Source organism: Streptomyces sp. MS19, assembly GCF_047200595.1.
Taxonomy (GTDB): domain Bacteria; phylum Actinomycetota; class Actinomycetes; order Streptomycetales; family Streptomycetaceae; genus Streptomyces.
This window is the reverse complement of sequence record NZ_JBJZOH010000005.1, coordinates 1-19,856: the sequence shown is the minus strand read 5'-3', so window position 1 is coordinate 19,856 and position 19,856 is coordinate 1. Positions and strand designations below refer to the sequence as shown.

General features: G+C 74.6%; 22 protein-coding genes. 11 read left to right on the top strand and 11 right to left on the bottom strand.

Annotation, left to right across the window (positions count from 1 at the left end; genetic code table 11):
• Nucleotides 1-152: 152 nt before the first annotated feature.
• Nucleotides 153-1,229, bottom strand: a complete 1,077-nt coding sequence (locus tag ACL02R_RS06995) for an aldose epimerase family protein (RefSeq protein ID WP_412795978.1) — start codon at nt 1,227-1,229, stop codon at nt 153-155.
• Nucleotides 1,230-1,394: 165 nt separating this feature from the next.
• Nucleotides 1,395-2,279 carry an SGNH/GDSL hydrolase family protein gene (locus ACL02R_RS06990; RefSeq protein ID WP_412795977.1) on the bottom strand — a complete coding sequence of 295 codons (885 nt, stop codon included), beginning with the start codon at nt 2,277-2,279 and terminating at the stop codon, nt 1,395-1,397.
• Nucleotides 2,280-2,613: 334 nt separating this feature from the next.
• Here ACL02R_RS06990 and ACL02R_RS06985 point away from each other — a divergent pair, with 334 nt between their 5' ends.
• Together ACL02R_RS06985 and ACL02R_RS06980 are read left to right on the top strand one after the other, a co-directional pair.
• Entirely contained in the window at nt 2,614-3,108 is a 495-nt protein-coding gene (locus ACL02R_RS06985) for a DUF3145 domain-containing protein (RefSeq protein WP_362956281.1), read from the top strand.
• A gap of 27 nt (nt 3,109-3,135) precedes the next feature.
• The gene (locus ACL02R_RS06980; protein WP_412795976.1) at nt 3,136-4,014 is read left to right on the top strand and encodes an NAD(P)-dependent oxidoreductase; all 879 of its coding nucleotides are present in this window, start codon (nt 3,136-3,138) and stop codon (nt 4,012-4,014) included.
• A gap of 10 nt (nt 4,015-4,024) precedes the next feature.
• Here ACL02R_RS06980 and ACL02R_RS06975 read toward each other — a convergent pair whose 3' ends face one another.
• Together ACL02R_RS06975 and ACL02R_RS06970 are read right to left on the bottom strand one after the other, a co-directional pair.
• A complete protein-coding gene (locus ACL02R_RS06975; protein WP_412795975.1) occupies nt 4,025-5,560 on the bottom strand; it encodes an alpha/beta fold hydrolase in 1,536 nt (511 codons plus the stop codon).
• An 80-nt stretch (nt 5,561-5,640) separates the two neighbouring features.
• A complete protein-coding gene (locus ACL02R_RS06970) occupies nt 5,641-7,095 on the bottom strand; it encodes a PLP-dependent aminotransferase family protein (protein ID WP_412795974.1) in 1,455 nt (484 codons plus the stop codon).
• 82 nt (nt 7,096-7,177) lie between these two features.
• Here ACL02R_RS06970 and ACL02R_RS06965 point away from each other — a divergent pair, with 82 nt between their 5' ends.
• Nucleotides 7,178-7,834 carry a YczE/YyaS/YitT family protein gene (locus ACL02R_RS06965; RefSeq protein ID WP_412796184.1) on the top strand — a complete coding sequence of 219 codons (657 nt, stop codon included), beginning with the start codon at nt 7,178-7,180 and terminating at the stop codon, nt 7,832-7,834.
• Here ACL02R_RS06965 and ACL02R_RS06960 read toward each other — a convergent pair.
• Nucleotides 7,812-8,411, bottom strand: coding sequence for a TetR/AcrR family transcriptional regulator (locus tag ACL02R_RS06960; protein WP_412795973.1), 600 nt, complete (start codon nt 8,409-8,411; stop codon nt 7,812-7,814). The genes ACL02R_RS06965 and ACL02R_RS06960 overlap by 23 nt on opposite strands.
• 65 nt (nt 8,412-8,476) lie before the next feature.
• Between ACL02R_RS06960 and ACL02R_RS06955 the strand changes: the two genes are divergently transcribed.
• The 3 genes from ACL02R_RS06955 (at nt 8,477) to ACL02R_RS06945 (ending at nt 10,260) form a co-directional block, all read left to right on the top strand.
• Nucleotides 8,477-9,421 (top strand): beta-ketoacyl-ACP synthase III, encoded by a 945-nt coding sequence (locus tag ACL02R_RS06955; protein WP_412795972.1) that lies wholly within the window; start codon nt 8,477-8,479, stop codon nt 9,419-9,421.
• 90 nt (nt 9,422-9,511) lie between these two features.
• A complete protein-coding gene (locus ACL02R_RS06950) occupies nt 9,512-9,946 on the top strand; it encodes a hypothetical protein (protein ID WP_412795971.1) in 435 nt (144 codons plus the stop codon).
• Nucleotides 9,946-10,260: a transcriptional regulator gene (locus ACL02R_RS06945; protein WP_412795970.1), complete on the top strand. Its 315-nt coding sequence runs from the start codon at nt 9,946-9,948 to the stop codon at nt 10,258-10,260. Before ACL02R_RS06950 ends, ACL02R_RS06945 begins: the two co-directional genes overlap by 1 nt.
• A gap of 99 nt (nt 10,261-10,359) precedes the next feature.
• Here the strand turns inward: ACL02R_RS06945 and fabF are convergent, their stop codons facing one another.
• From fabF to ACL02R_RS06920, 5 genes are all read right to left on the bottom strand, one after another.
• Nucleotides 10,360-11,622 carry a beta-ketoacyl-ACP synthase II gene (gene fabF / locus ACL02R_RS06940; RefSeq protein ID WP_412795969.1) on the bottom strand — a complete coding sequence of 421 codons (1,263 nt, stop codon included), beginning with the start codon at nt 11,620-11,622 and terminating at the stop codon, nt 10,360-10,362.
• A 107-nt stretch (nt 11,623-11,729) separates the two neighbouring features.
• Nucleotides 11,730-11,975 carry an acyl carrier protein gene (locus ACL02R_RS06935; protein WP_362956303.1) on the bottom strand — a complete coding sequence of 82 codons (246 nt, stop codon included), beginning with the start codon at nt 11,973-11,975 and terminating at the stop codon, nt 11,730-11,732.
• 69 nt (nt 11,976-12,044) lie between these two features.
• Nucleotides 12,045-13,079 (bottom strand): ketoacyl-ACP synthase III, encoded by a 1,035-nt coding sequence (locus tag ACL02R_RS06930; RefSeq protein ID WP_412795968.1) that lies wholly within the window; start codon nt 13,077-13,079, stop codon nt 12,045-12,047.
• A 1-nt stretch (nt 13,080) separates the two neighbouring features.
• Nucleotides 13,081-14,031: an ACP S-malonyltransferase gene (locus ACL02R_RS06925; RefSeq protein WP_412795967.1), complete on the bottom strand. Its 951-nt coding sequence runs from the start codon at nt 14,029-14,031 to the stop codon at nt 13,081-13,083.
• Between the two features lie 88 nt (nt 14,032-14,119).
• On the bottom strand, nt 14,120-15,298 hold the full coding sequence (locus ACL02R_RS06920) for a PucR family transcriptional regulator (RefSeq protein WP_412795966.1): 1,179 nt from the start codon (nt 15,296-15,298) through the stop codon (nt 14,120-14,122).
• 185 nt (nt 15,299-15,483) lie between these two features.
• Here ACL02R_RS06920 and ACL02R_RS06915 point away from each other — a divergent pair, with 185 nt between their 5' ends.
• From ACL02R_RS06915 to ACL02R_RS06905, 3 genes are all read left to right on the top strand, one after another.
• Nucleotides 15,484-16,158, top strand: coding sequence for a pirin family protein (locus tag ACL02R_RS06915; protein ID WP_412795965.1), 675 nt, complete (start codon nt 15,484-15,486; stop codon nt 16,156-16,158).
• Nucleotides 16,159-16,294: 136 nt separating this feature from the next.
• Nucleotides 16,295-16,615, top strand: a complete 321-nt coding sequence (locus ACL02R_RS06910) for a class I SAM-dependent methyltransferase (RefSeq protein WP_412795964.1) — start codon at nt 16,295-16,297, stop codon at nt 16,613-16,615.
• Complete coding sequence (locus tag ACL02R_RS06905) at nt 16,509-16,964, top strand: hypothetical protein (RefSeq protein WP_412796192.1); 456 nt, start codon at nt 16,509-16,511, stop codon at nt 16,962-16,964. The genes ACL02R_RS06910 and ACL02R_RS06905 overlap by 107 nt, the downstream gene beginning before the upstream one ends.
• On the opposite strand, the gene ACL02R_RS06900 is transcribed toward ACL02R_RS06905, so the two are convergent.
• The gene (locus ACL02R_RS06900; protein WP_412795963.1) at nt 16,961-17,893 is read right to left on the bottom strand and encodes an NADP-dependent oxidoreductase; all 933 of its coding nucleotides are present in this window, start codon (nt 17,891-17,893) and stop codon (nt 16,961-16,963) included. The genes ACL02R_RS06905 and ACL02R_RS06900 overlap by 4 nt on opposite strands.
• Nucleotides 17,894-18,008: 115 nt before the next feature.
• Here ACL02R_RS06900 and ACL02R_RS06895 point away from each other — a divergent pair, with 115 nt between their 5' ends.
• Together ACL02R_RS06895 and ACL02R_RS06890 are read left to right on the top strand one after the other, a co-directional pair.
• Nucleotides 18,009-18,395, top strand: a complete 387-nt coding sequence (locus tag ACL02R_RS06895; protein ID WP_412795962.1) for a winged helix-turn-helix transcriptional regulator — start codon at nt 18,009-18,011, stop codon at nt 18,393-18,395.
• A gap of 104 nt (nt 18,396-18,499) precedes the next feature.
• Nucleotides 18,500-19,856: nucleobase:cation symporter-2 family protein (locus ACL02R_RS06890; protein WP_412795961.1), on the top strand; the 1,357-nt coding region annotated here is incomplete at its 3' end.

Below are 19,856 nucleotides of genomic sequence, written 5' to 3'. Positions count from 1 at the left end.
GTCCCGGGGGCGCGCGGTACGCGTCCACGGGGACCACACCCGTCATTCCACCCACCGCCGCCCCTGGAGGCAACCCCCCGTCAGGACGCGCCGTACCGGGGTACGCGCCGCGTGCGGTGGACACGGACGGATGAATTCTCCGGCGGGCGGGGTCAGCGCACGGCGAAGGCGTACACCGTCGAGGACGTGTAGGTCTCGCCTGGGCGGAGCACCGTGCTGGGGAACGCCGGGTGGTTGGGCGAGTCGGGGAAGTGCTGCGTCTCCAGGCACAGCGCGTCGCCCTGCCGGTACGTCCGCCCCGAGGGGCCGGTCAGCGTGCCGTCCAGGAAGTTGCCGCTGTAGAACTGGAGCGCGGGCTCGGTCGTGGCGACGGTCATCAGGCGGCCCGACGCCGGGTCGTACAGCGTCGCGGCGTGCTCGGGGGCGGCGGTGACGCCCTTGTCGAGCACGAAGTTGTGGTCGTACCCCTGGGCGCGCAGCAGCTGCGGGTGGGCCGTGCGCAGGTCGCGGCCGACCGGCTTCGCCCGCCGGAAGTCGAACGGGGTGTCCGCGACCGGCGCGATCTCGCCCGTCGGGATCAGCGTCCCGTCCACCGGCGTGTAGTGCGCGGCGGCCAGGCCGAGCCGGTGGTCGCCGATGCCGCCGCCGCCCTCGCCGCCGAGGTTGAAGTACAGGTGGTTGGTCAGGTTCACGACGGTCGGCGCGTCGGTCGTGGCGCGGTAGTCGATGCGCAGCTCGCCCGCCCCGCCGAGCCGGTAGTCCACCTCCACGGCCAGGGCGCCGGGGAAGCCCTGGTCGCCGTCCGGGCTGGTCAGGCGCAGCGTCAGCCCGTGCGCGCCGGACGGCTCGGCGTCCCAGACGCGCCGGTCCCAGCCGTCGCCGCCGCCGTGCAGGGTGTTCGGCCCGTCGTTGACCGGCAGCCGGTGCTCGGTGCCGTCGAGGGTGAAGCGGCCCCGCGCGACGCGGTTGCCGTAGCGGCCGATCAGCGCGCCGAAGTACGGGGAGTCCGTCGTGTACGGCGCGAGCGTGTCGAAGCCGAGCGACACGTTGGCGGGGTGCCCGGCGCGGTCCGGGCGCTCCAGCGTCTGCACGATGCCGCCGTAGCTGAGCACCTTCAGCGCCGTGCCGCCGCGCGCCAGGGTCCAGCGGTGCACCTCGGTGCCGTCGGCCAGCCGGCCGAACACCTCGCGCCGTGGCGCGCTGCCGGGGCCGTCGGGGGTCGTGGACATGGGGCGCTGCTCCTTCGGGGGGCGCGGGATGGCGGGGGGTGGACGGGCGATGTCACGCGCGGTGCTCCGACCGTAGCGTCCCCGCCCCCGGCGCCTTGAGGCGGCCCCGTGACCGCGGCGGCCACCGCGGAGGCGTACCGTTTCCCCACCGCCCCCGTGCCCGGATCACTCCGCCGTGACCTGCGCGTACGCCAGCGCGGCCAGCTCGGACTGCCCCTCGCGGCTGGGGTGGAACCAGTCCCAGTCGCTCAGGTGGTCCGGCGTGAACGCGAAGTCGAAGACGGCGCCCCCGTCGTAGCGGCACAGGTCGTCGGCGGCGCAGACCTCCTCCAGCACGGTGTTGTACTCCCGCACCCGGTCCCGCACCTCCTCGCGCCGCTCGGCCGCCGCCACCTCGTCCTCCCCGGCGCCGTCCAGCATCGTCGGGCAGATGTCGGCCAGCCGCCACACGGCGCGCGCCATCATCGAGCCGCTGCCCTCCGTCCACAGGCGCAGCAGGTCGGGGACGCTCGACATGTAGACCTGCGTCTCCGGCAGCCGCTCGCGGATGAGGTCCATCGACTCCTCCAGGTCGGCCCGGAAGGCGTCCGGCGCGGTCATGGCGGCGAGGTCGGGGGCGCAGGCGTCGTTCGCGCCGATGAGGACGGTGATCAGCTCCGGCTCGTACGCCACCGCCTCGGTGACCTGGGCGGGCAGGTCGGCGGCCCGCGCGCCGGTCTCGGCGAGGTTCCAGGCGTGGCCGGTGAGCGCGTCCTCGCCGCCGCCGAGCAGCTGCCGCGCCAGGCTGGCCACCCCGGAGTCGGTGCCCGTCGCCCAGGACGCCTCGGGGCAGTCGGAGAGGACGGAGCAGGCGTCGAACGCGCGGGTGATGGAGTCGCCGACGGCCGCCACCGAGCCGGGCCGCGTGTCCCAGACGGGGCCCTGCCGCGCCGCCTCGTCGGGTGAGGGGCCCTCCTCGGGGGCCGGGGCGCCGGACGAGGTGCAGGCGGCCAGCGCCAGGGCCCCGGCGACGGCCAGTGTGACGGCGTGCGGGCGGCGGCTGACCTGCATACGGGTACCTCGGTGTCGTGGTGAGGGGGCGAACCGGTGATGGCGGGGCGGCGAGTGTGCCGCCGGAGGGTAGCTTGGTCCTGGCAGTGGCGGGTGTGGTGCGCGCTGCGTGGCGGGTGTCTCGACAAGAGTAAAAGATGACTTCCCGTCACCGGTGGACACTGCCGGACACTGCCGGACACCGGTGGGCCGATCCGCCCGTATCGGCCGGAAGACGTAGCAATGGTGTGGAGGCGGTCGTGCGTGGTACCGGGAGCGTCGGGGGGCGCCCTGGAGGCACGCGCGGCGCGGAGGGTCCGGCGACGGGCACAGGTACGCGAAAGTGGAGGTTCCGGTGACGACACGTGGTGTTCTGTTTGTGCACTCCGCCCCCCGCGCGCTGTGTCCGCACATCGAGTGGGCCGTCGCGGGAGTCCTGGGCACGCGGGTCGGCCTCGACTGGATCCGCCAGCCCGCGTCCCCCGGCACGTGGCGCGCCGAGCTGTCCTGGCAGGGCGAGAGCGCCACCGCGTCCAAGCTGGCCTCGGCGCTGCGCGGCTGGCACATGCTGCGCTTCGAGGTCACCGCCGAGCCCTGCCCCACGGCCGAGGGCGAGCGGTACAGCTGCACGCCCCAGCTGGGCATCTACCACGCCGTCACCGGCATCCACGGCGACATCATGATCCCCGAGGACCGGCTGCGCGCCGCCGCCGCACGGTCGGCGCGCGGCGAGAGCGACCTGCACGCCGAGGTCGCCAAGCTCCTCGGCAAGCCGTGGGACGACGAGCTGGAGCCGTTCCGGCACGCGGGTGAGGGCGCGCCGGTCCGCTGGCTCCACCAGGTGGTGTGACGGGGCGGGACGGCCTAACGTGCGCGCATGAGCGCACACCTCTCCGTCACCGTCCTCGGCACCGGGATCATGGGCGCCGCCATGGCCCGCAACCTGTGCCGCGCCGGATGCGACGTCACCGTCTGGAACCGCACCCGCGCCAAGGCCGAGCCGCTGGCCGACGCGGGCGCCCGTGTCGCGGACGGCCCGGCCGACGCCGTGCGGGACGCCGACGTCGTCCTCACCATGCTGTTCGACGGCGACGCCACGCTCGACGCCATGCGGCAGGCCGCCGGGTCCTTCGCGCCCGGCGCGGTGTGGATGCAGAGCACGACGACGGGCCCGGCCGGGCTCGAACCGCTGGTCGCGTTCGCCCGCGAGGAGGGCCTGGTCCTCGTGGACGCGCCGGTGCTGGGGACCAGGCAGCCCGCCGAGGACGGCAAGCTCGTCGTCCTGGCGGCCGGGCCCGACGCGGCGCGCGGGCGCCTGGCCCCCGTCCTGTCCGCCGTGGGCGCCCGGACGGTGTGGGCCGGTACCGAGCCGGGCGCCGCGTCGCGGCTCAAACTGGTCTGCAACAGCTGGGTCTTCGCCCTCACCCACGGCGCCGCCGAGGCCCTGACCCTCGCCGAGGGCCTGGGCCTCGACCCGCGCCTCTTCCTCGACGCCGTGGAGGGCGGCCCGATGGACGTCGCCTACCTGCGGCTGAAGACGGCCGCGATGCTGTCGGGCGACCTGGCGCCCAGCTTCCAGGTGGACACGGCCGCGAAGGACAGCCGCCTGATCGTCGCCGCCGCCGAGTCCGCCGGGGTGCGGCTCGACTTGGCGCGCGGCGGCGCCGACCGGTTCCGCCGGGCCGCCGAGCAGGGGCACGGGGGCGAGGACATCGCCGCCACCTACTACGCGAGCCACGACGAGCCGAAGGGCTGACCCGCCGGCGTCACGCCGCCCGGCAGGACGGGTCGTGCGCGGGGAGCCGCCCCGTACGCAGGTACGTGTTGACGCGCGTGTCCACGCAGGCGTTGCCGTACTCGCCGTACAGGCCGTGCTGGCGGGCGCCCGTCACGGTCAGCAGCCGGGAGCTGGGCCACCGCTCGCGCAGCGCCTCGGCGGCCGGGTGGATGGTGCGCGGGTCGCCGGTGGCGCTGACGAGCAGGGCGGGCGTGTCGTTGTCGAGCACGGTCGGCGCCTCGGCGGGGCGGCCCCAGAACTCGCAGGGGGTGATGTTGCGCGCCAGCGGCCCGGCCAGCGGGAACCGTGCGCGGGACGCCTCGACGTCGCGCCAGTAGCTCGCGGTGCCCTGCCGCTGTGCCGCGTCGCCGCACAGGATCGCCGCCATCTGGCTGGAGGAGGCGGAACCGGCGTCCGTCAGCAGGAACGCCAGCTGCCCCGCGAGCGCCTCGGACGGCTCGACCGGTTCGCGGTCCGCCGCGCGCGCCAGGAGGCGTACGGTCTCGGCCAGGTCGGCGCGGCGCTCGTCCAGGTCGCTGCCGAGGCCGCCGATCAGGATCCCGGGCACGAGATGCTCGTCCAGCGCGTACGTGTCGCCGATCCGCAGCGGCTCGCGCGCGGCGGCGTCGAGGATGTGGTCCACCGTCGCCAGGACTTCGCGGCGCGTGTCGCCGAGGCCGTACGCGCGGTCGCGGTCGGCGGTCCAGGACGCCCAGGCGCGCAGGGCCGCCTCGTTGGCCGCCTCGGCGCCGCGCAGGAGGTTGGGCTGGTAGCGGGCGGCGTCGCTGACGCTGTCGAGGACCATGCGGTCGGTGCGGCCGGGGAAGAGCTGGCTGTAGACCTGACCGAGGTAGCCGCCGTACGAGTAGCCGAGGTAGGAGAGGCGGTCGGCGCCGAGCGCGGCGCGGACGACGTCCATGTCGCGGGCGGTGTTGCGGGTGGTGACGTACGGGAGCACGTCGCCGTTGGTGCGCTCGCAGCGCTCGGCCATGTCGCGCGCGGCGGCGACCTCCTCGCGGTACGCGGCCCGGTCGGACCCGGCGGAGCGGAAGAACGCGGTGCCGTGGTCCCAGCCGCAGTCGAGCGGGGTGCTGCGGCCGACGAAGCGCGGGTCCATGCCGATCAGGTCGAAGCGGTCGGCGGTGTCGCCCATCACCTCGGACTTGGTGAGCGGCATGTGGAGGCTGGCCCCGGCGGGGCCGCCGTCGTTGAGCAGCAGCGGGCCGACGTGGTGGGCGGTGTCGGCGCCGCGGAGGCGGGAGATGGCGACGGTGATCGTCCGGCCGCCGGGGTCGGCGTAGTCGAGCGGCACGGTGAGGTCGGCGCAGTCGGCGCCGGCGGCGTCGAGGGCCTGCCCGGTGTCGTCGTCGGGGCCGAGGGCGCAGGGGTGCCAGTCGATGCGCTGGTGGTGGAACCGCGCGAGGGGGTCGTGGTGGCCGGGGGTGGCGCCGGCGGTGGCCGTCGCGGTGATGGCGAGGGCCGCCGCGCATGCCGCAATTGCTCTGATCCGTAGGGAGGTTGGCATGCCTGCACGCTAGGTGCGGCGTAGTCCGCCGCACACGCCTGGCAGCGCCAGTAACGGGGTGGGGATTTCCCCCGTACGGGTCAGGCGATCCAGTGGGGCGTGCGGGGCGCGGGGTGGCGCGTACGGTCGTCGGCGAGCGCGGCGGCGAGGCGCCGTACGGCCTCCCGCAGCGTGTCGGGCGGCAGCGTGTACGGGATGCGCAGCCGCTGCTCGAACAGCCCCGGGTCGGTCCCGAAGTACGCGCCGCCCTCGATCCGCACCCCGTACTCCCGCGCCCGCCCGGCCAGCGCCGAGGCGACCGGCTCGCCCAGGTCCACCCACAGCGACAGCCCGCCGGGCGGCGTGCGCCACCGCCACCCCGGCACGTGAGCGGCCAGCGCCGCCGTCAGCGCGGCGCGCCGCTCGCGGGCCAGGGCGAGGCGGGATGGCAGCGGGTCGTCCGTGCCGGTGAGCAGGTCGAGGGCGAGCAGCTGGTCGAGCACGGGGCCGCCCATGTCCGTGGCGACGCGCTGCCCGGCGAGTTCGGTGACGAGCCTCGCGGGCGCGCGCAGCCAGCCGACGCGCAGCCCGGCCCAGTGGGTCTTGCTCAGCGAGCCGACCGTGACGACCTGCGCGCCCACGCCCGGCGCGGCGTGCGCGGCGAACGGCGCGGGCGGCGGGACGTCCAGCGCCAGTCCGGTCAGCGTCTCGTCGGCGACCAGCCATGTACCGGACCGCGCGGCGGCGCGCAGGACGCGGGCGCGCGTCCCGTCCGGCATGAGCCGGCCGGTCGGGTTGTGGAAGTCGGGGATCAGGTAGGCGAGCGAGGGGACGGCCTCGCGCAGCGTGGACTCGGTGATCTCCGCGTCCCAGCCCTCGTCGGTGACCGGGACGGGCACGGTCCGCAGCCGCGCGCGGCGCAGGGCGTCGAGGGCGTTGGGGTAGGTCGGGTTCTCGGTCAGCACGCGGTCGCCTGGCCGGGCGAGGAGGCCGAGGACCAGCGACAGCGCGTGCTGCGCGCCGGACGTCACGAGGATCTGCTCGGGGACGGTGGCGAGCCCGCGCCGGGTGAAGCGCTCGGCGATCGCGGCGCGCAGCGGGGCGAGGCCGTACGGGTGGTAGCCGGGGGTGCGGGTGTGCTCGGCCAGGTGGGGCGTGACGCGGGCGAGCGCGTCGGTGAGGAGGCGTTCCGGCGGTTCGGGCGCGGCCCTGGCCAGGTCGATCGCACTGTCGTCGGCGCCGAGCAGCCGGGTGACGCCGCGCGGGGCGTGGTCGGCGGGCAGGTCGGTCCAGGTGCCCGCGCCCCGGCGGCTGCGGGCGAAGCCGGACGCGCGCAGCAGGTCGTAGACGGCGGTGACGGTGGCGCGGCTGGCGCCGAGGGCGGCGGCGAGGTCGCGTTCGGCGGGGAGGCGGACGTGGAGGGCGATCCGGCCGTCCAGGATCAGGGCGCTGATGGCCCGCGCGAGGGAGCGGTACGCGGGGCGTGCCGCCGCCGCGTCGGACAGCAGGGCGGCCAGTTGCGGTCCGCCGAGCGTGCCACCGGTGCGCGTCACCATGCCGCTCCTCCCATATTGGCCCGTTGTTCCAGGCCGCCGACTGTACAGACTGTCGCAGGTGGCACGGTACGAGGAGGCGGACATGGGACGGGAGCGGACGGCGCTCGGGTACGTACGGCTGGGCGAGCGGCCGGTGCGGCGGCTGGCGCAGCTGCTCGCCGGCCTGGCGCTCTACGGCTTCAGCCTGTCGCTGCTGCTGCGCGCGGCGCTCGGCGCGAACCCGTGGAGCGTGCTCTACGAGGGGCTGGCGCTGCGGACGCCGCTCAGCTTCGGGGCGATCAGCGCGGTCGTCGGCGTCCTCGTCCTCCTGCTGTGGATACCGCTGCGGCAGCGCCCGACGCTCGGCACGGTCGCCAACATCGCGGTGCTCGCCGTCGCTTCGGACCTCGGGCTCGCCGTCGTCCCGGCGGGCCTCGGCCTCCCCGCGCGGGCGTGCCTGCTGGCGGGCGGCGTCGTGCTGAACGGGTTCGCGGTCGCCGTGTACGTCGGCGCGCGGTTCGGTCCCGGGCCGCGCGACGGGCTGATGACGGGGGCGGCGGCGACCGGGCGGTCCGTGCGGCGCGTGCGGACGCTGATCGAGGTGGCGGTGCTGGCCGCCGGGTGGCTGCTCGGCGGGAGCGTGGGCGCGGGGACGGTGCTGTACGCGCTGGCGGTGGGGCCGGTCGTCCAGTTCTTCCTGCCGTGGTGCGCCTACCGGAGCGCGGGGGAGCGGGCGGTCACGGTGTCAGGAGGCGGCTGACCGCGTGGTGGGCGCGGGTGGCGGCGGCCTTGTCGCCGTTCAGCTGGATCGTGTGGTTGAGGCTCATCATGACGCCGTACAGCTCGAAGACCAGCTGCGCGGCGTCCGTCCCCCGCGGCAGGCCGCCGTCGCGGACCGCCGCGCGGATCTCGGCGGTCAGCCGCTCGCCCCACGCGTGGAACTGGCGCTTCAGCAGCGTGTGCACGGGCCCGCCGCGCCCGTCGTACTCGAAGGTGGCGCTCACGAACAGGCAGCCGCCGGGGAAGACCTCCCGTTCCAGGTAGGAGATCCACGCGGCGCAGACGGCCCGCAGGCGGGGGAGTCCGGGGGCGGCGGGTGCGGCGGGCTCCCAGACCTCCGCGTTGAAGACGGCCGCGGCGCGGCGCAGCGCGGCGATCTGGAGTGCCTCCTTGGTGCCGAAGTGGCCGAGCAGGCCCGACTTGCTGAGGCCGAGGTCGGCGGCGAGGCGGCCGATCGTCAGCCCTTCGAGGCCTTCGAGCGACGCGAGGTCCACGCTGCGGTCGATGATCCGGTCACGGGTGCGGGCGGCCTCGGCGGCCGAGCGGCGCGGACTCATGCCGCCAACTATAAGTGGCCCGCCGGGCTTTAGCGTCCGACCGGTCGGTCGCTATAGTGCTCCCCATGACGCGCATCACCGCCCTGGGGCACCACCAGCCGCAGCACGTGCTCACCAACGACGACCTCGCCGCCACGGTCGACACCAACGACGCCTGGATACGCCAGCGCACCGGCATCGTCACCCGACGCATCGCCCGCGACGAGACCGTCACCGACCTCGCCGCCACCGCCGCGGGCAAGGCCCTCGCCGCCTCGGGCCTCGACCCCGCCGACATCGGGCTCGTCACCGTCGCCACATGCAGCGCCATGGAACGGGTGCCGTCCATCGCCGCGCAGGTCGCCCGCCGCCTCGGCATCCCGTCGCCCGTCGCGTTCGACCTCAACAACGGCTGCGCCGGCTTCACCACGGCCCTCGCCACCGCCGACCACTCGGTCCGCGCGGGCGCGGCGCGGCACGCGCTCGTCATCGGCGCGGAGAAGATGTCCGACGTCGTGGACTGGACCGACCGCTCCTCCTGCATCCTGCTCGGCGACGGCGCGGGCGCGGCCGTGATCAGCGCCGACGACACCGCCGACGGCACCGACGGCATCGGCCCCGTCGTCTGGGGCTCCGACCCCACGCGCGGCGACACGGTCCTCCTCAACGACGCCTGGCAGCCCCACTTCACCCAGCAGGGGCAGGCCGTCTTCCGCTGGGCCACCACCGAACTGGCCCCCAAGGCGCGCGCCGCCTGCGAACGCGCCGGAGTCGCCCCGGCCGACCTCGGCGGCGTCGTCACCCACCAGGCCAACCTGCGGATCGTCGAGTCCCTGGTCCGCCGGCTCGGCGCGCCGGACGCCGTGGTCGCCACCGACGTCACCGAGTCGGGCAACACGTCGGCCGCCTCCGTGCCCCTCGCGCTCGCCAAGCTGGTCGAACGCCGCGAGATCCCGTCCGGCGCGCCCGTGCTGCTCTTCGCCTTCGGCGGCGGCCTCTCCTGGGCGGGCCAGGTGGTCCGCTGCCCGTGACCCCGCCCCGGCGGCCGCACGGCACTTTCCTCACGGGAAAGCAGGTGGTACTTTCCCGTGAGGAAAGCGCCGGGAAGGACGGGGAACGCCATGGAACCGAAGGACGCGCGGACAGCGCTCGACGACATCCGCCACCGCCGCGAGCAGTCACGCGCCGCCTACCTGCGGTACGCGACCTCGCCCGTCTCCGTACTGATCCCCGCGCTGATCCTCTTCGGCGCCTTCGCCTCGTACGACCTGCCGAACCCCTGGGGCGGCGCCGTCCTCTTCCCGGCGCTCGCCCTGCTGGGCGCGCTGGCGCTCCACCTGCGCCGCGCGCCCGTGCGCAGGGCGCTCACCACCCGGCAGGCGTGGCTCGCGGCGGCGGCGGGGACCGGGCTCGTGGCGGTCTTCACGGCGCTGTCGTCGGCGGCGCGGTCGGGCGGCGTCCCCGCCCCGCACACGGTGGTGTCCGCCGTGCTGTGCGCCCTCGGCCTGCTGGCCGCCGCCCTGGTACGGCGCGGCGTCACGGGCGGCGGGCGCTGATGGACGAGGACTTCGACGAGTTCCTGCACGTCCCGGCGCGCCTGGCGATCGTCGCGCTGCTGGCGCCGGCGAGCTGGACGGACTTCCGCTTCGTCAGGGAGGCGCTCGGCACCAGCGAATCGGCGCTGTCCAAGCAGCTCTCCGCGCTGGCCGCCCAGGGGTTCGTGGAGATCGACAAGCGGAAGCTCGCCGGCGCGCGGCGCACCTCGGTACGGCTCACCGCGCGGGGGCGCGAGGCGTTCAGGCGGCACGCCGGGGCGCTGGAACGGATCGCCGCCGCGGCCCGCACCCACCCCGCCGCCACGGCGGACTGACCCGGCCGCGACGCGGTGCCGGAAAGCGGACGGCCCGCTCCGTCCCGCTGGGCGCGCAGCGGGGGGAGTGGGCCGTCCGCAGTCCTCCGGGGAGCGGTGTCAGACCGTCCGCAGGGCCAGCACCACGTTGTGGCCGCCGAAGCCGAACGAGTTGTTGATCGCCGCGATCGTGCCGCTCGGCAGCGGCCGCGCCTCGCCCCGGACGACATCGGCGTCCACCTCGGGGTCCAGCTCGTCCAGGTTGATCGTCGGCGGCGCCAGCCGGTGGTGCAGCGCCAGGACGGTCGCGACCGTCTCGATGCCGCCCGCGCCGCCCAGGAGGTGGCCGGTCATCGACTTCGTCGCGGAGATCGCCACATGGTCCAGGTCCTCGCCGAGGACACGGCGCAGCGCCTTGACCTCCGCGACATCACCCTGGGGGGTGGACGTCGCGTGCGCGTTCAGGTGGACGACCTGCTCCGGCTTGAGGTCGCTGGCGTCCAGCAGGTTCTGGAGTGCCGCCGCGATGCCGCGGCCGGTCGGCTCGGGCTGCGCGATGTGGTGCGCGTCGCCGGACAGGCCCTGCCCGAGGATCTCGCAGTACACCCGCGCGCCGCGCCGCGCCGCGTGCTCGGCGGACTCCAGCACGACCACGCCCGCGCCCTCGCCGAGCACGAAGCCGTCACGGCCCTTGTCGTACGGCCGGGACGCGCCCTGCGGGTCGTCGTTGTTCTTGGACAGCGCCATCATGTTGGCGAACGCGGCGATCGGCAGCGGGTGGATCGCCGCCTCCGTGCCGCCCGCCACCACGATGTCCGCGCGGCCGGTGCGGATCATCTCGACCGCGTAGCCGACCGCCTCGGCACCCGAGGCGCACGCGCTGACCGGCGCGTGGGCGCCCGCCTGCGCGTTGATCTCCAGACCGACGTTGGCCGCCGGGCTGTTGGGCATCAGCATGGGCACCGTGTGCGGCGACACCCTGCGGGCGCCCTTCTCCTTCAGCACGTCGTACTGGTCGAGGAGGGTCGTCACGCCGCCGATGCCGGACGCCACGACGGCGCCGAGCCGCGTCGGGTCCACCGTCTCGTCGTCACCGGCGCGCGCCGTGAAACCGGCGTCCGCCCACGCCTCCCTGGTCGCCAGCAGCGCGAACTGCGCCGAGCGGTCCAGCTTGCGCGCCACGGGCCTCGGCAGGATCTCCAGCGGCTCGACCGCGACACGCGCCGCGATCTTCACCGGCAGGTCCCGCGCCCACTCCTCCGTCAGGACACCGGCGCCGGAGCGTCCGGCGACCATGCCCTCCCACGTCGTCGCGCTGTCGCCACCCAGCGGTGTGGTGGCGCCGACACCGGTGACAACCACCGTTCGATTGGTCGCGTTCACGGTAATTCGTTCTCCGCCAGTCGGGGATGATCGCAGCGCCACCCCGCGCGGGTGGCGACAGCGCTTGCGTGTGAGCCGTCACGGACGCGCCGCGACGGGAGAACCGCTCAGCTCTGGTGGTCGGTGATGTAACCGACCGCGTCGCCGACGGTCTTGAGGCCCTTGACGTCGTCGTCCGGGATCTTGACGCCGAACCGCTCCTCGGCGGCGACGACGACCTCGACCATGGACAGCGAGTCGACGTCGAGGTCGTCGGTGAACGACTTCTCCTCGGTCACCTCGTCGTTCGGGATGCCGGCGATCTCGTTGACGATCTCGGCGAGACCCTCCAGGATCTCTTCCCTGCTAGCCATTGCGGCGCTCCTTCACTGTGTTGCGGTGGGGTACCGCGTTGTGTGGTGATCCGCGGGGCGCGGATCTGCTCAAGGGAGGGTAACGACAGTGGCGGCGTACACCAGACCCGCCCCGAAGCCGATGACGAGTGCGGTGTCACCGCTCTTCGCCTGCCCGGTCGCCAGCATGCGCTCCATCGCGAGCGGGATGGAGGCGGCCGACGTGTTGCCGGTGGTCTCGATGTCGCGGGCGACCGCGACGTGCGAGGGGAGGCCGAGCGTCTTCACCATCGAGTCGATGATCCGCATGTTGGCCTGATGCGGTATGAAGACGTCCAGCTCGTCCGCGGTGATCCCGGCCGCGTCCAGGGCCTGCTGCGCGACCTTCGCCATCTCGAAGACGGCCCAGCGGAACACCGTCTGCCCCTCCTGGCGCAGCGCCGGGAACTTGACGTTCCCCTCGGCGTCCACGGGCAGTTCGTCGATGTTCCCGAGCGCGAACCTGTCCCAGGGCACCGTCTGCGCGATGACCCCCGCCTTGTCGCCCTCGGAGCCCCACACCGTCGGGCCCATCGCCGGGACGTCGGACGGGCCGAGCACGACCGCGCCCGCGCCGTCGCCGAACAGGAAGGCCGTCGAGCGGTCCTCCTTGTCGGTCAGGTCGGACAGCCGCTCGACGCCGACGACCAGCACGTACGCCGCGCTGCCCTCGACGACCAGGCCCTTCCCGACCGCAAGCCCGTAGCCGAAGCCCGCGCAGGCGGCGGAGATGTCGAACGCGGCGGGCCTGCCCGCGCCGAGGCGGTGCGCGATCTCGGTGGCGACCGAGGGGGTCTGCATGAAGTGCGAGACGGTCGAGATGACGACCGCGTCGATCTGCTCCGCGGCGATCCCGGCGTCCGCGATGGCCTTGCCGGACGCGGCGAGCGCCATCTCGGCGACGGTCTCGTCCTCGCCGGCCCAGTGCCGGGTCACGATGCCGGACCGCGACCTGATCCACTCGTCCGAGGAGTCGATGTGCTTGAGGATCTCCTCGTTCGGCACCACGCGGACCGGCCGGTAGCCGCCCACGCCCATGATCCGGGCGTGGGGCGCGCCGCGGCTCGGCTTGAGTTTGGCGGACATGTCAGGACTCCTCTTCGGCGGCGGTCGCGGTGTGCTCCGCGATCAGCTCGCGGGCCGCGGCCAGGTTGTCCGGGGACTTGACGGCCAGCTGCGCGACGCCCTTCAGGTTGCGCTTGGCCAGTCCGGCGAGCGTTCCTCCGGGGCACAGCTCGATCAGCGCCGTGACGCCGAGCCGCTGGAACGTCTCCGAGCACAGGTCCCAGCGGACCGGGTTCGACACCTGTGTGACGAGGCGCCGCACGACCTCCTGGCCGTCGCCGACGACCTGGCCGTCGGCGTTGGAGACGAACGGGACCCCCGGGGCGGCGACGGTGACGTCCTCGGCGGCGGCGGCCATGGCCTTCACGGCCGGTGCCATGTGGTGCGTGTGGAAGGCGCCCGCCACCTTGAGCGGTATGACGCGGGACTTCTCGGGTTTGTCGGCCGCCAGCGCGGCCAGCTGCTCCAGCGTGCCCGCGGCGACGATCTGCCCGCCGCCGTTGTTGTTCGCGGCGGTCAGGCCGTGCCGGGCGAGCTTCGCCGCGACCTCGTCCGGGTCGCCGCCGAGGACGGCGGACATCCCGGTGTCGGTCACGGCCGCCGCCTCCGCCATGGCGGTCGAGCGGCTGCGGACCAGCGCCATCGTGTCGGTCTCGGTCAGCACGCCGGCGATGGCGGCGGCGGGCAGTTCGCCGACGCTGTGCCCGGCGACCGCGCCGAGCCCGGCGGCGCCGGCGAAGCCGTCGCCGAGCAGCTCGCGCGCCGACAGCAGCGCGCCGGCCACCAGCAGCGGCTGGGCCACGGCGGTGTCGCGGATCGCGTCCGCGTCGGCCTCCGTGCCGTAGTGGACGAGGTCGATGCCCGCGACGTCCGACCAGGCGCGCAGCCGGTCGGTGACACCGGGGAGTTCGAGCCAGGGACTGAGGAAGCCAGGTGTCTGGGAACCCTGGCCGGGAGCGACGAGTACGAGCACGCTCTCACTCTCTCCCGGCCATGGGGTGCACCGCCCGTGGCGACGAGAACCAAGAACGGTCAAGGGATTTGTAGAACTCGAACAAACGTCATGAGGAGTGCTTCTCGTCGGCGAGTCGGCCCAGCATGAGCGCGACGCGGAGAGTGAAGGCCGACCTGACGTCCGACGGCGGCCAGCCGGTGACGTCCGTCACACGCCTGAGGCGGTAGCGAACGGTGTTGGGGTGCACGAAGAGCATCCGCGCCGCGCCCTCCAGGCTGCTGGCCTGCTCCAGATAGACACTCAGCGTCTCCAGCAGCGCCGAGCCCGCCTCCTGGAGCGGTCTGTAGATCTCCTCCACCAGCAGCGTCCGCGCGGCCGGGTCGCCCGCCATCGCGCGCTCCGGCAGCAGGTCGTCCGCGAGCACGGGGCGCGGCGCGTCCGGCCAGGCGGCGCACGCCCGCAGCCCGGCCGCCGCCGCCTGCGCGGAACGCGTCGCCTCCAGCAGGTCGCCCACCACCGGGCCCGCCACGACGGGGCCCGAGGCGAACGGCCCGATCAGTGCCTTCGCCGCCTGCACCGGGTCGTCGCTGCCCCCCGCGATCACCACAAGACGCTTGCCCAGCACCCCCGTGAGCACCTGGAGCTTCGCGTACCTGGCGGCGCGGCGGATCGCCTCCACCGTCAGCTCGCTGTCGCCGTTCGGCGCGCTCCCCAGGACGACCGTCACATGGTCGGGCGAACTCCAGCCGAGGGCCGCCGCCCGCGACAGGTCGCTCTCGTCCGCCTCGCCCGACACCACCGCGTTCACCACCAGCGACTCCAGGCGCGCGTCCCACGCGCCGCGCGCCTCGGCGGCCTGCGCGTACACCTGCGCGGTCGCGAACGCGATCTCCCGCGCGTACACCAGCAGCGCGCTGCGCAGCGAGATCTCGCCGCCCGGCGGCGCCAGCTCGTCCACGGCGGACTCCATGACCTCGATGGTGGTGCGCACCATCTCGACGGTCTGCCGCAGCGTGATCGCCCGCGTCAGTTCGCGCGGCGCCGTGCCGAACACGTCGGTGCTGATCGCCTGCGGCGTGTCCGGGTGGCGGTACCACTCGGTGAACGCGGCGATGCCGGCCTGCGCGACCAGCCCGATCCACGAGCGGTTCTCCGGCGGCATCGCGCGGTACCAGGACAACTGCTCGTCCATGCGCGCGATCGCGGCGGCGGCGAGCTTCCCGGAGGACTGCTCAAGACGGCGCACGGTCGCGGCGTGCGCTTCCTTCTCATCGGCATCGGACACGGGACCAGCCTGCCTCATTTCCCCGTGGCCCATACCCGGCGGGGGTGACATGCGGGGAGGAACGGCACGGGTTCCGTGGTCCTTCCCCCGGGCCGCCACGCCGTCCTCACGGCTTCGCTCCCGGCGTACGCGGCGCCCGCCCGGGGTCCGGGACGCGGCGCGCGCCGGTCGGTACGGTGGAACACATGCTTCAGGTGACGCGGGCCGGCGACCGCTTCCGGGGCGGCGACGCGTCCGCCGGGACGGACACCCGGCACGCCTTCTCCTTCGGCGCCTTCTACGACCCGGACAACATCCGCTTCGGCCCGCTGACCGCGTGCAACGAGGAACGGCTCGCGCCCGGCGCAGGGTTCCCGCCCCACCCGCACCGGGACCTGGAGATCGTCAGCTGGGTCATGGAGGGCGAGCTGACGCACGAGGACGGCGAAGGCCGCACCACCGTCGTCCGGCCAGGCGACGTCCAGCGCCTCACCACCGGCGCGGGCGTCCTCCACGGCGAACGGAACGCGGGCGCCGCCCCGCTGCGCTTCCTCCAGATGTGGCTGGTCCCCGACGAGCCGGGCGGCGCGCCGGAGTACGAGGTGGTGCGCGGCATCGCGGACAGCACCCCGTACGCCCTGCCGCGCACGGCGGCCGTGCTGCACGTACGGCGGCTGCGCGACGGCGCCCGCACCGCCGTGCCCGCCGCGCCGCGCGTGTACGCGCATGTGCTGCGCGGCGCGGTGCGGCTGGGCGGGCACGACGCGGAGCCCCTGCGCGCGGGCGACGCGCTGCGCCTGACGGACGGCGGCGAACTCGCCGTGCGCGCCGAGGGGGAGACGGAGCTGCTGATGTGGGAACTGGGCGGCGACGGCTGGTGACCGGGCGGGTGCGTTTCGACGGCAACGCTTTGACGGCGACGTCGCCACGTACTACGCCGCCTTCCGGCGCGGCTACCCGGACGCGCTGCTCGACCGGATCGCCGCCGCCGCGCGGCTCGACCCCGGCCGCGACACGGTGCTCGACCTCGGCTGCGGCACCGGCCAGTCGGCCCTGCCGCCGGCCCGCGGGGCGCGTGCGGTCGTCGGGATGGACCCGGAGCCGGACATGCTGCGGCTCGCCGCCCGGGAGGGCGCGCGGCGCGGCCTGTCCAACGTGACGTGGGTCCTGGGCGCTGACCGCGACGTCCCGGCGCTCGGCGCACTGCTCCCCGCGCCCCGGCCCGCTCGCGGTGACCGTCATCGGCACGGCGCTGCACTGGACGCGGCACGACGAGCTGTTCCCCGTACTACGGTCGGTCGCCGTGCTGTCGGCCGGTGCGCCGCTGTGGCTGCATGACACGGACTGGTCGCGGGCGCTGCGTGCGTTCCTCCAGGACCACTTCGGCCGCGAGCTGCGCGCCACCTGTGGGACGGATGCGGCTGATCTCGCGCGCTACGAGCGCTCGTTCCACGCGGCGGGCTTTGCGTCCGTGACGCTGCACGAGCATCCGTACGGCGACAGCCTCACGTTCGACCGACTGCTCGGCGGCCTGTGGTCCGCGTTCCCACCCGCCGAACTGCCCGCCCCCGCCGACCGCCCCGCGTTCGCCGCCCGCCTGCGCGCGGCACTCCCGGGCGGCGGCACGTACCGCGAACCGGTACGCGCCACCGACCTCGTCGCCACCGTTCCCGGGACGGCGGGCTAGGGAGTCAGCACGATCTTGCCCCGCACCCGGCCGGTCTCGCTGAGTGCGTGCGCCTTGGCCGCGTCCGCGAGCGGCAGGACGTGATCGACGGCGACCCGCAGGCCGCCGCGTTCCACCAGGCCGGTGATCTCCGCCAGCTCGGCGCCCGACGGGACGAACCCGGCCTCGGCGAACCGCAGGCCGCGCGCCTCGGCCAGCTTCCGCACGGCGCCCCGGTCGGGCCCGGTGCCGCGCACGTCGACGAGGATTCCGCCCGGGGAGAGGGTGTCCAGCGACCGGGGTCCGTAGTCGCCGCTGACCGGATCGAGGACCACGTCGATGCCGCGGACGGCCGCCGCGAAGTCGGTGGCGGTGTAGTCCACGAGTTCGTCCGCGCCCAGGCCGCGCAGGAACGCGTGCCCGTCCCGCCGCGCGGTGCCGACGACGTACGCGCCGCGCGCCTTGGCGATCTGCACGGCGAGATGGCCGACCCCGCCCGCCGCCGCGTGGACGAGCACCCGCTGCCCGGCGCCGACGGCGGCGACCCGTACGAGCGCCCGCCAGGCGGTCAGCGCCGCGACCGGCAGCGCGGCGGCGTGCGCGGGGCCGGTGCCCGCCGGGGCGGCGGCGAGCGCGTCCACCGGAGCGACGGCGTACTCGGCGTACGAGCCCCGGGGCGGGAACGCGCACCCGTACACCTCGTCGCCCGGCCGGAACCGCGTCACCCGCTCGCCGACCGCCGCGACCGTGCCCGCCACGTCGACGCCCAGCGTGAACGGCGGCTCGCCGACCCGCCGCACCAGTCCCGCTCGGATCTTCCAGTCGGCCGGGTTCACCCCGGCGGCGCGGACGCGCACCAGCGCCTCGTCCGGTCCCGGCGCCGGGACGTCCGTCTCGACGGCCGCCAGGACCTCCGGGCCGCCGAAGCGGCGTTGGCTGATCGCACGCATGCGGGTGATCACAGGGCACTCTCCTCGGGAAGGTCGTGATCACCATGCTCACCAGTGTGCTTTCCCTTGTGAAGTAGGCACCTTCTTGATACCCAGGTACCTTATGGAAACCACTATGGACGTCCTCCACCGCCGCGACTGCCCCTCGCGCACCGTCGTCGAGCTGCTGGCCAACAAGTGGGTGCTGTTCGTCCTGGGGGCGCTCCGCCGCCACGACCGGCCGCTGCGCTTCAGCGAACTGCGGCGCCTCCTCGACGGCATCACGCAGAAGGTGCTCACCCAGACCCTGCGCGCGCTGGAACGGGACGGCCTGGTGAAGCGGACGGTCTACCCGACCGTCCCCCCGCGCGTGGAGTACGGGCTCACCGCGCTCGGCGTCGAGGCCGGGGCACTGACCAGCGCCATCTCCACATGGTCCGTGGAGCACGCCCCACAGATCCTCGAAGCGCGCCAGGACTTCGACGACCGGGCCGCGACGCCGCCCCGCCCCGTGTCCCCCTGACACCGGACACCCCGACACGGCGCCGAAACGCCCGCGACATCAACAAAATGTGTACGCGCCCTACGGTCACGGCCAACGTCCGCAACGACGCCGGAGGAGCGCCGATGTCCGAAGCGCCGGATCACGCCGTACACCACCCCGTCCACCCCGTGGACGCACGCCTGCCGCCCGCCCAGCTCGCGGCGTTCGGGCTCCAGCACGTCCTCGCCATGTACGCGGGCGCCGTCGCCGTCCCGCTGATCGTCGGCGGCTCGCTCGGCCTGCCGCCCGACGACCTCGCGTACCTCATCACCGCCGACCTGCTGATCTGCGGCGTCGCGACGCTACTGCAATGCGTCGGCTGGTGGCGGCTCGGCGTGCGGCTGCCGATCATGCAGGGCTGCACGTTCGCCGCCGTCACGCCCATGGTCCTGATCGGGCAGCACGGCGGACTGCCCGCGATCTACGGGGCCGTGATCGTCACGGGCCTCGCGATCATCCTGCTGGCGCCGCTGTTCGGGCGGCTGCTGCGCTTCTTCCCGCCGCTGGTCACGGGCACGGTGATCCTGGTCATCGGCCTGAGCCTGCTGCCGGTGGCGGGGGAGTGGTCGGCGGGCGGGGTCGGCGCCGACGACTTCGGCGACCCGGACAACCTCGCCCTGGCGGCCGGGGTGCTGGCCGCCGTACTGCTGCTCCAGCGGTACGCGCCGCCGTTCGTCGCGCGGGTCGCCGTCCTCGCGGGCATCGTGCTCGGCACGCTGGTCGCGATACCCCTCGGGTTCACGGACTTCGACGCGGTGGGCGACGCCGACTGGGCCGGGATCAGCACCCCGTTCCACTTCGGCGCGCCCGAGTTCCAACTGGGCGCCGTGCTCTCCCTCTTGGTCGTCGGCCTGGTCACCATGACCGAGACCACCGGCGACTTCATCGCGGTCGGCGAGCTGACCGGGCGTGCGGTGACGCCCCGGCGGCTGGCGGACGGGCTGCGCGCGGACGGCGTCTCGACGCTGCTCGGCGGGGTGTTCAACACGTTCCCCTACACCGCGTTCGCGCAGAACGTGGGCCTCGTCGGGATGACGCGCGTACGCAGCCGGTGGGTCGTCGCGACGGCGGGCGGCATCCTCGTGGTGCTCGGCCTGCTGCCCAAGCTGGGCGCGGTGGTGGCGGCGATCCCGGCGCCGGTGCTGGGCGGCGCGGGGCTGGTGATGTTCGGGACGGTCGCGGCGAGCGGCGTCAGGACGCTCGGCGCGGTGGACTTCGACGACAGCAGGAACCTGACGATCGTGGCCGTCTCGGTGGCCGTCGGCATGCTTCCGGTCGGTGTCCCGGAGATCTACGCGGAGTTCCCGGACTGGTTCCGGACGGTCATGAACAGCGGTATCAGCGCGGCCTGCGTCACGGCCCTCGCCCTCAACCTCCTCTTCCACCACCTGCCTTCGCGCGGCCGGTCACGGGGCGGTGCGCTGCTCGCCGGCGGCGGGT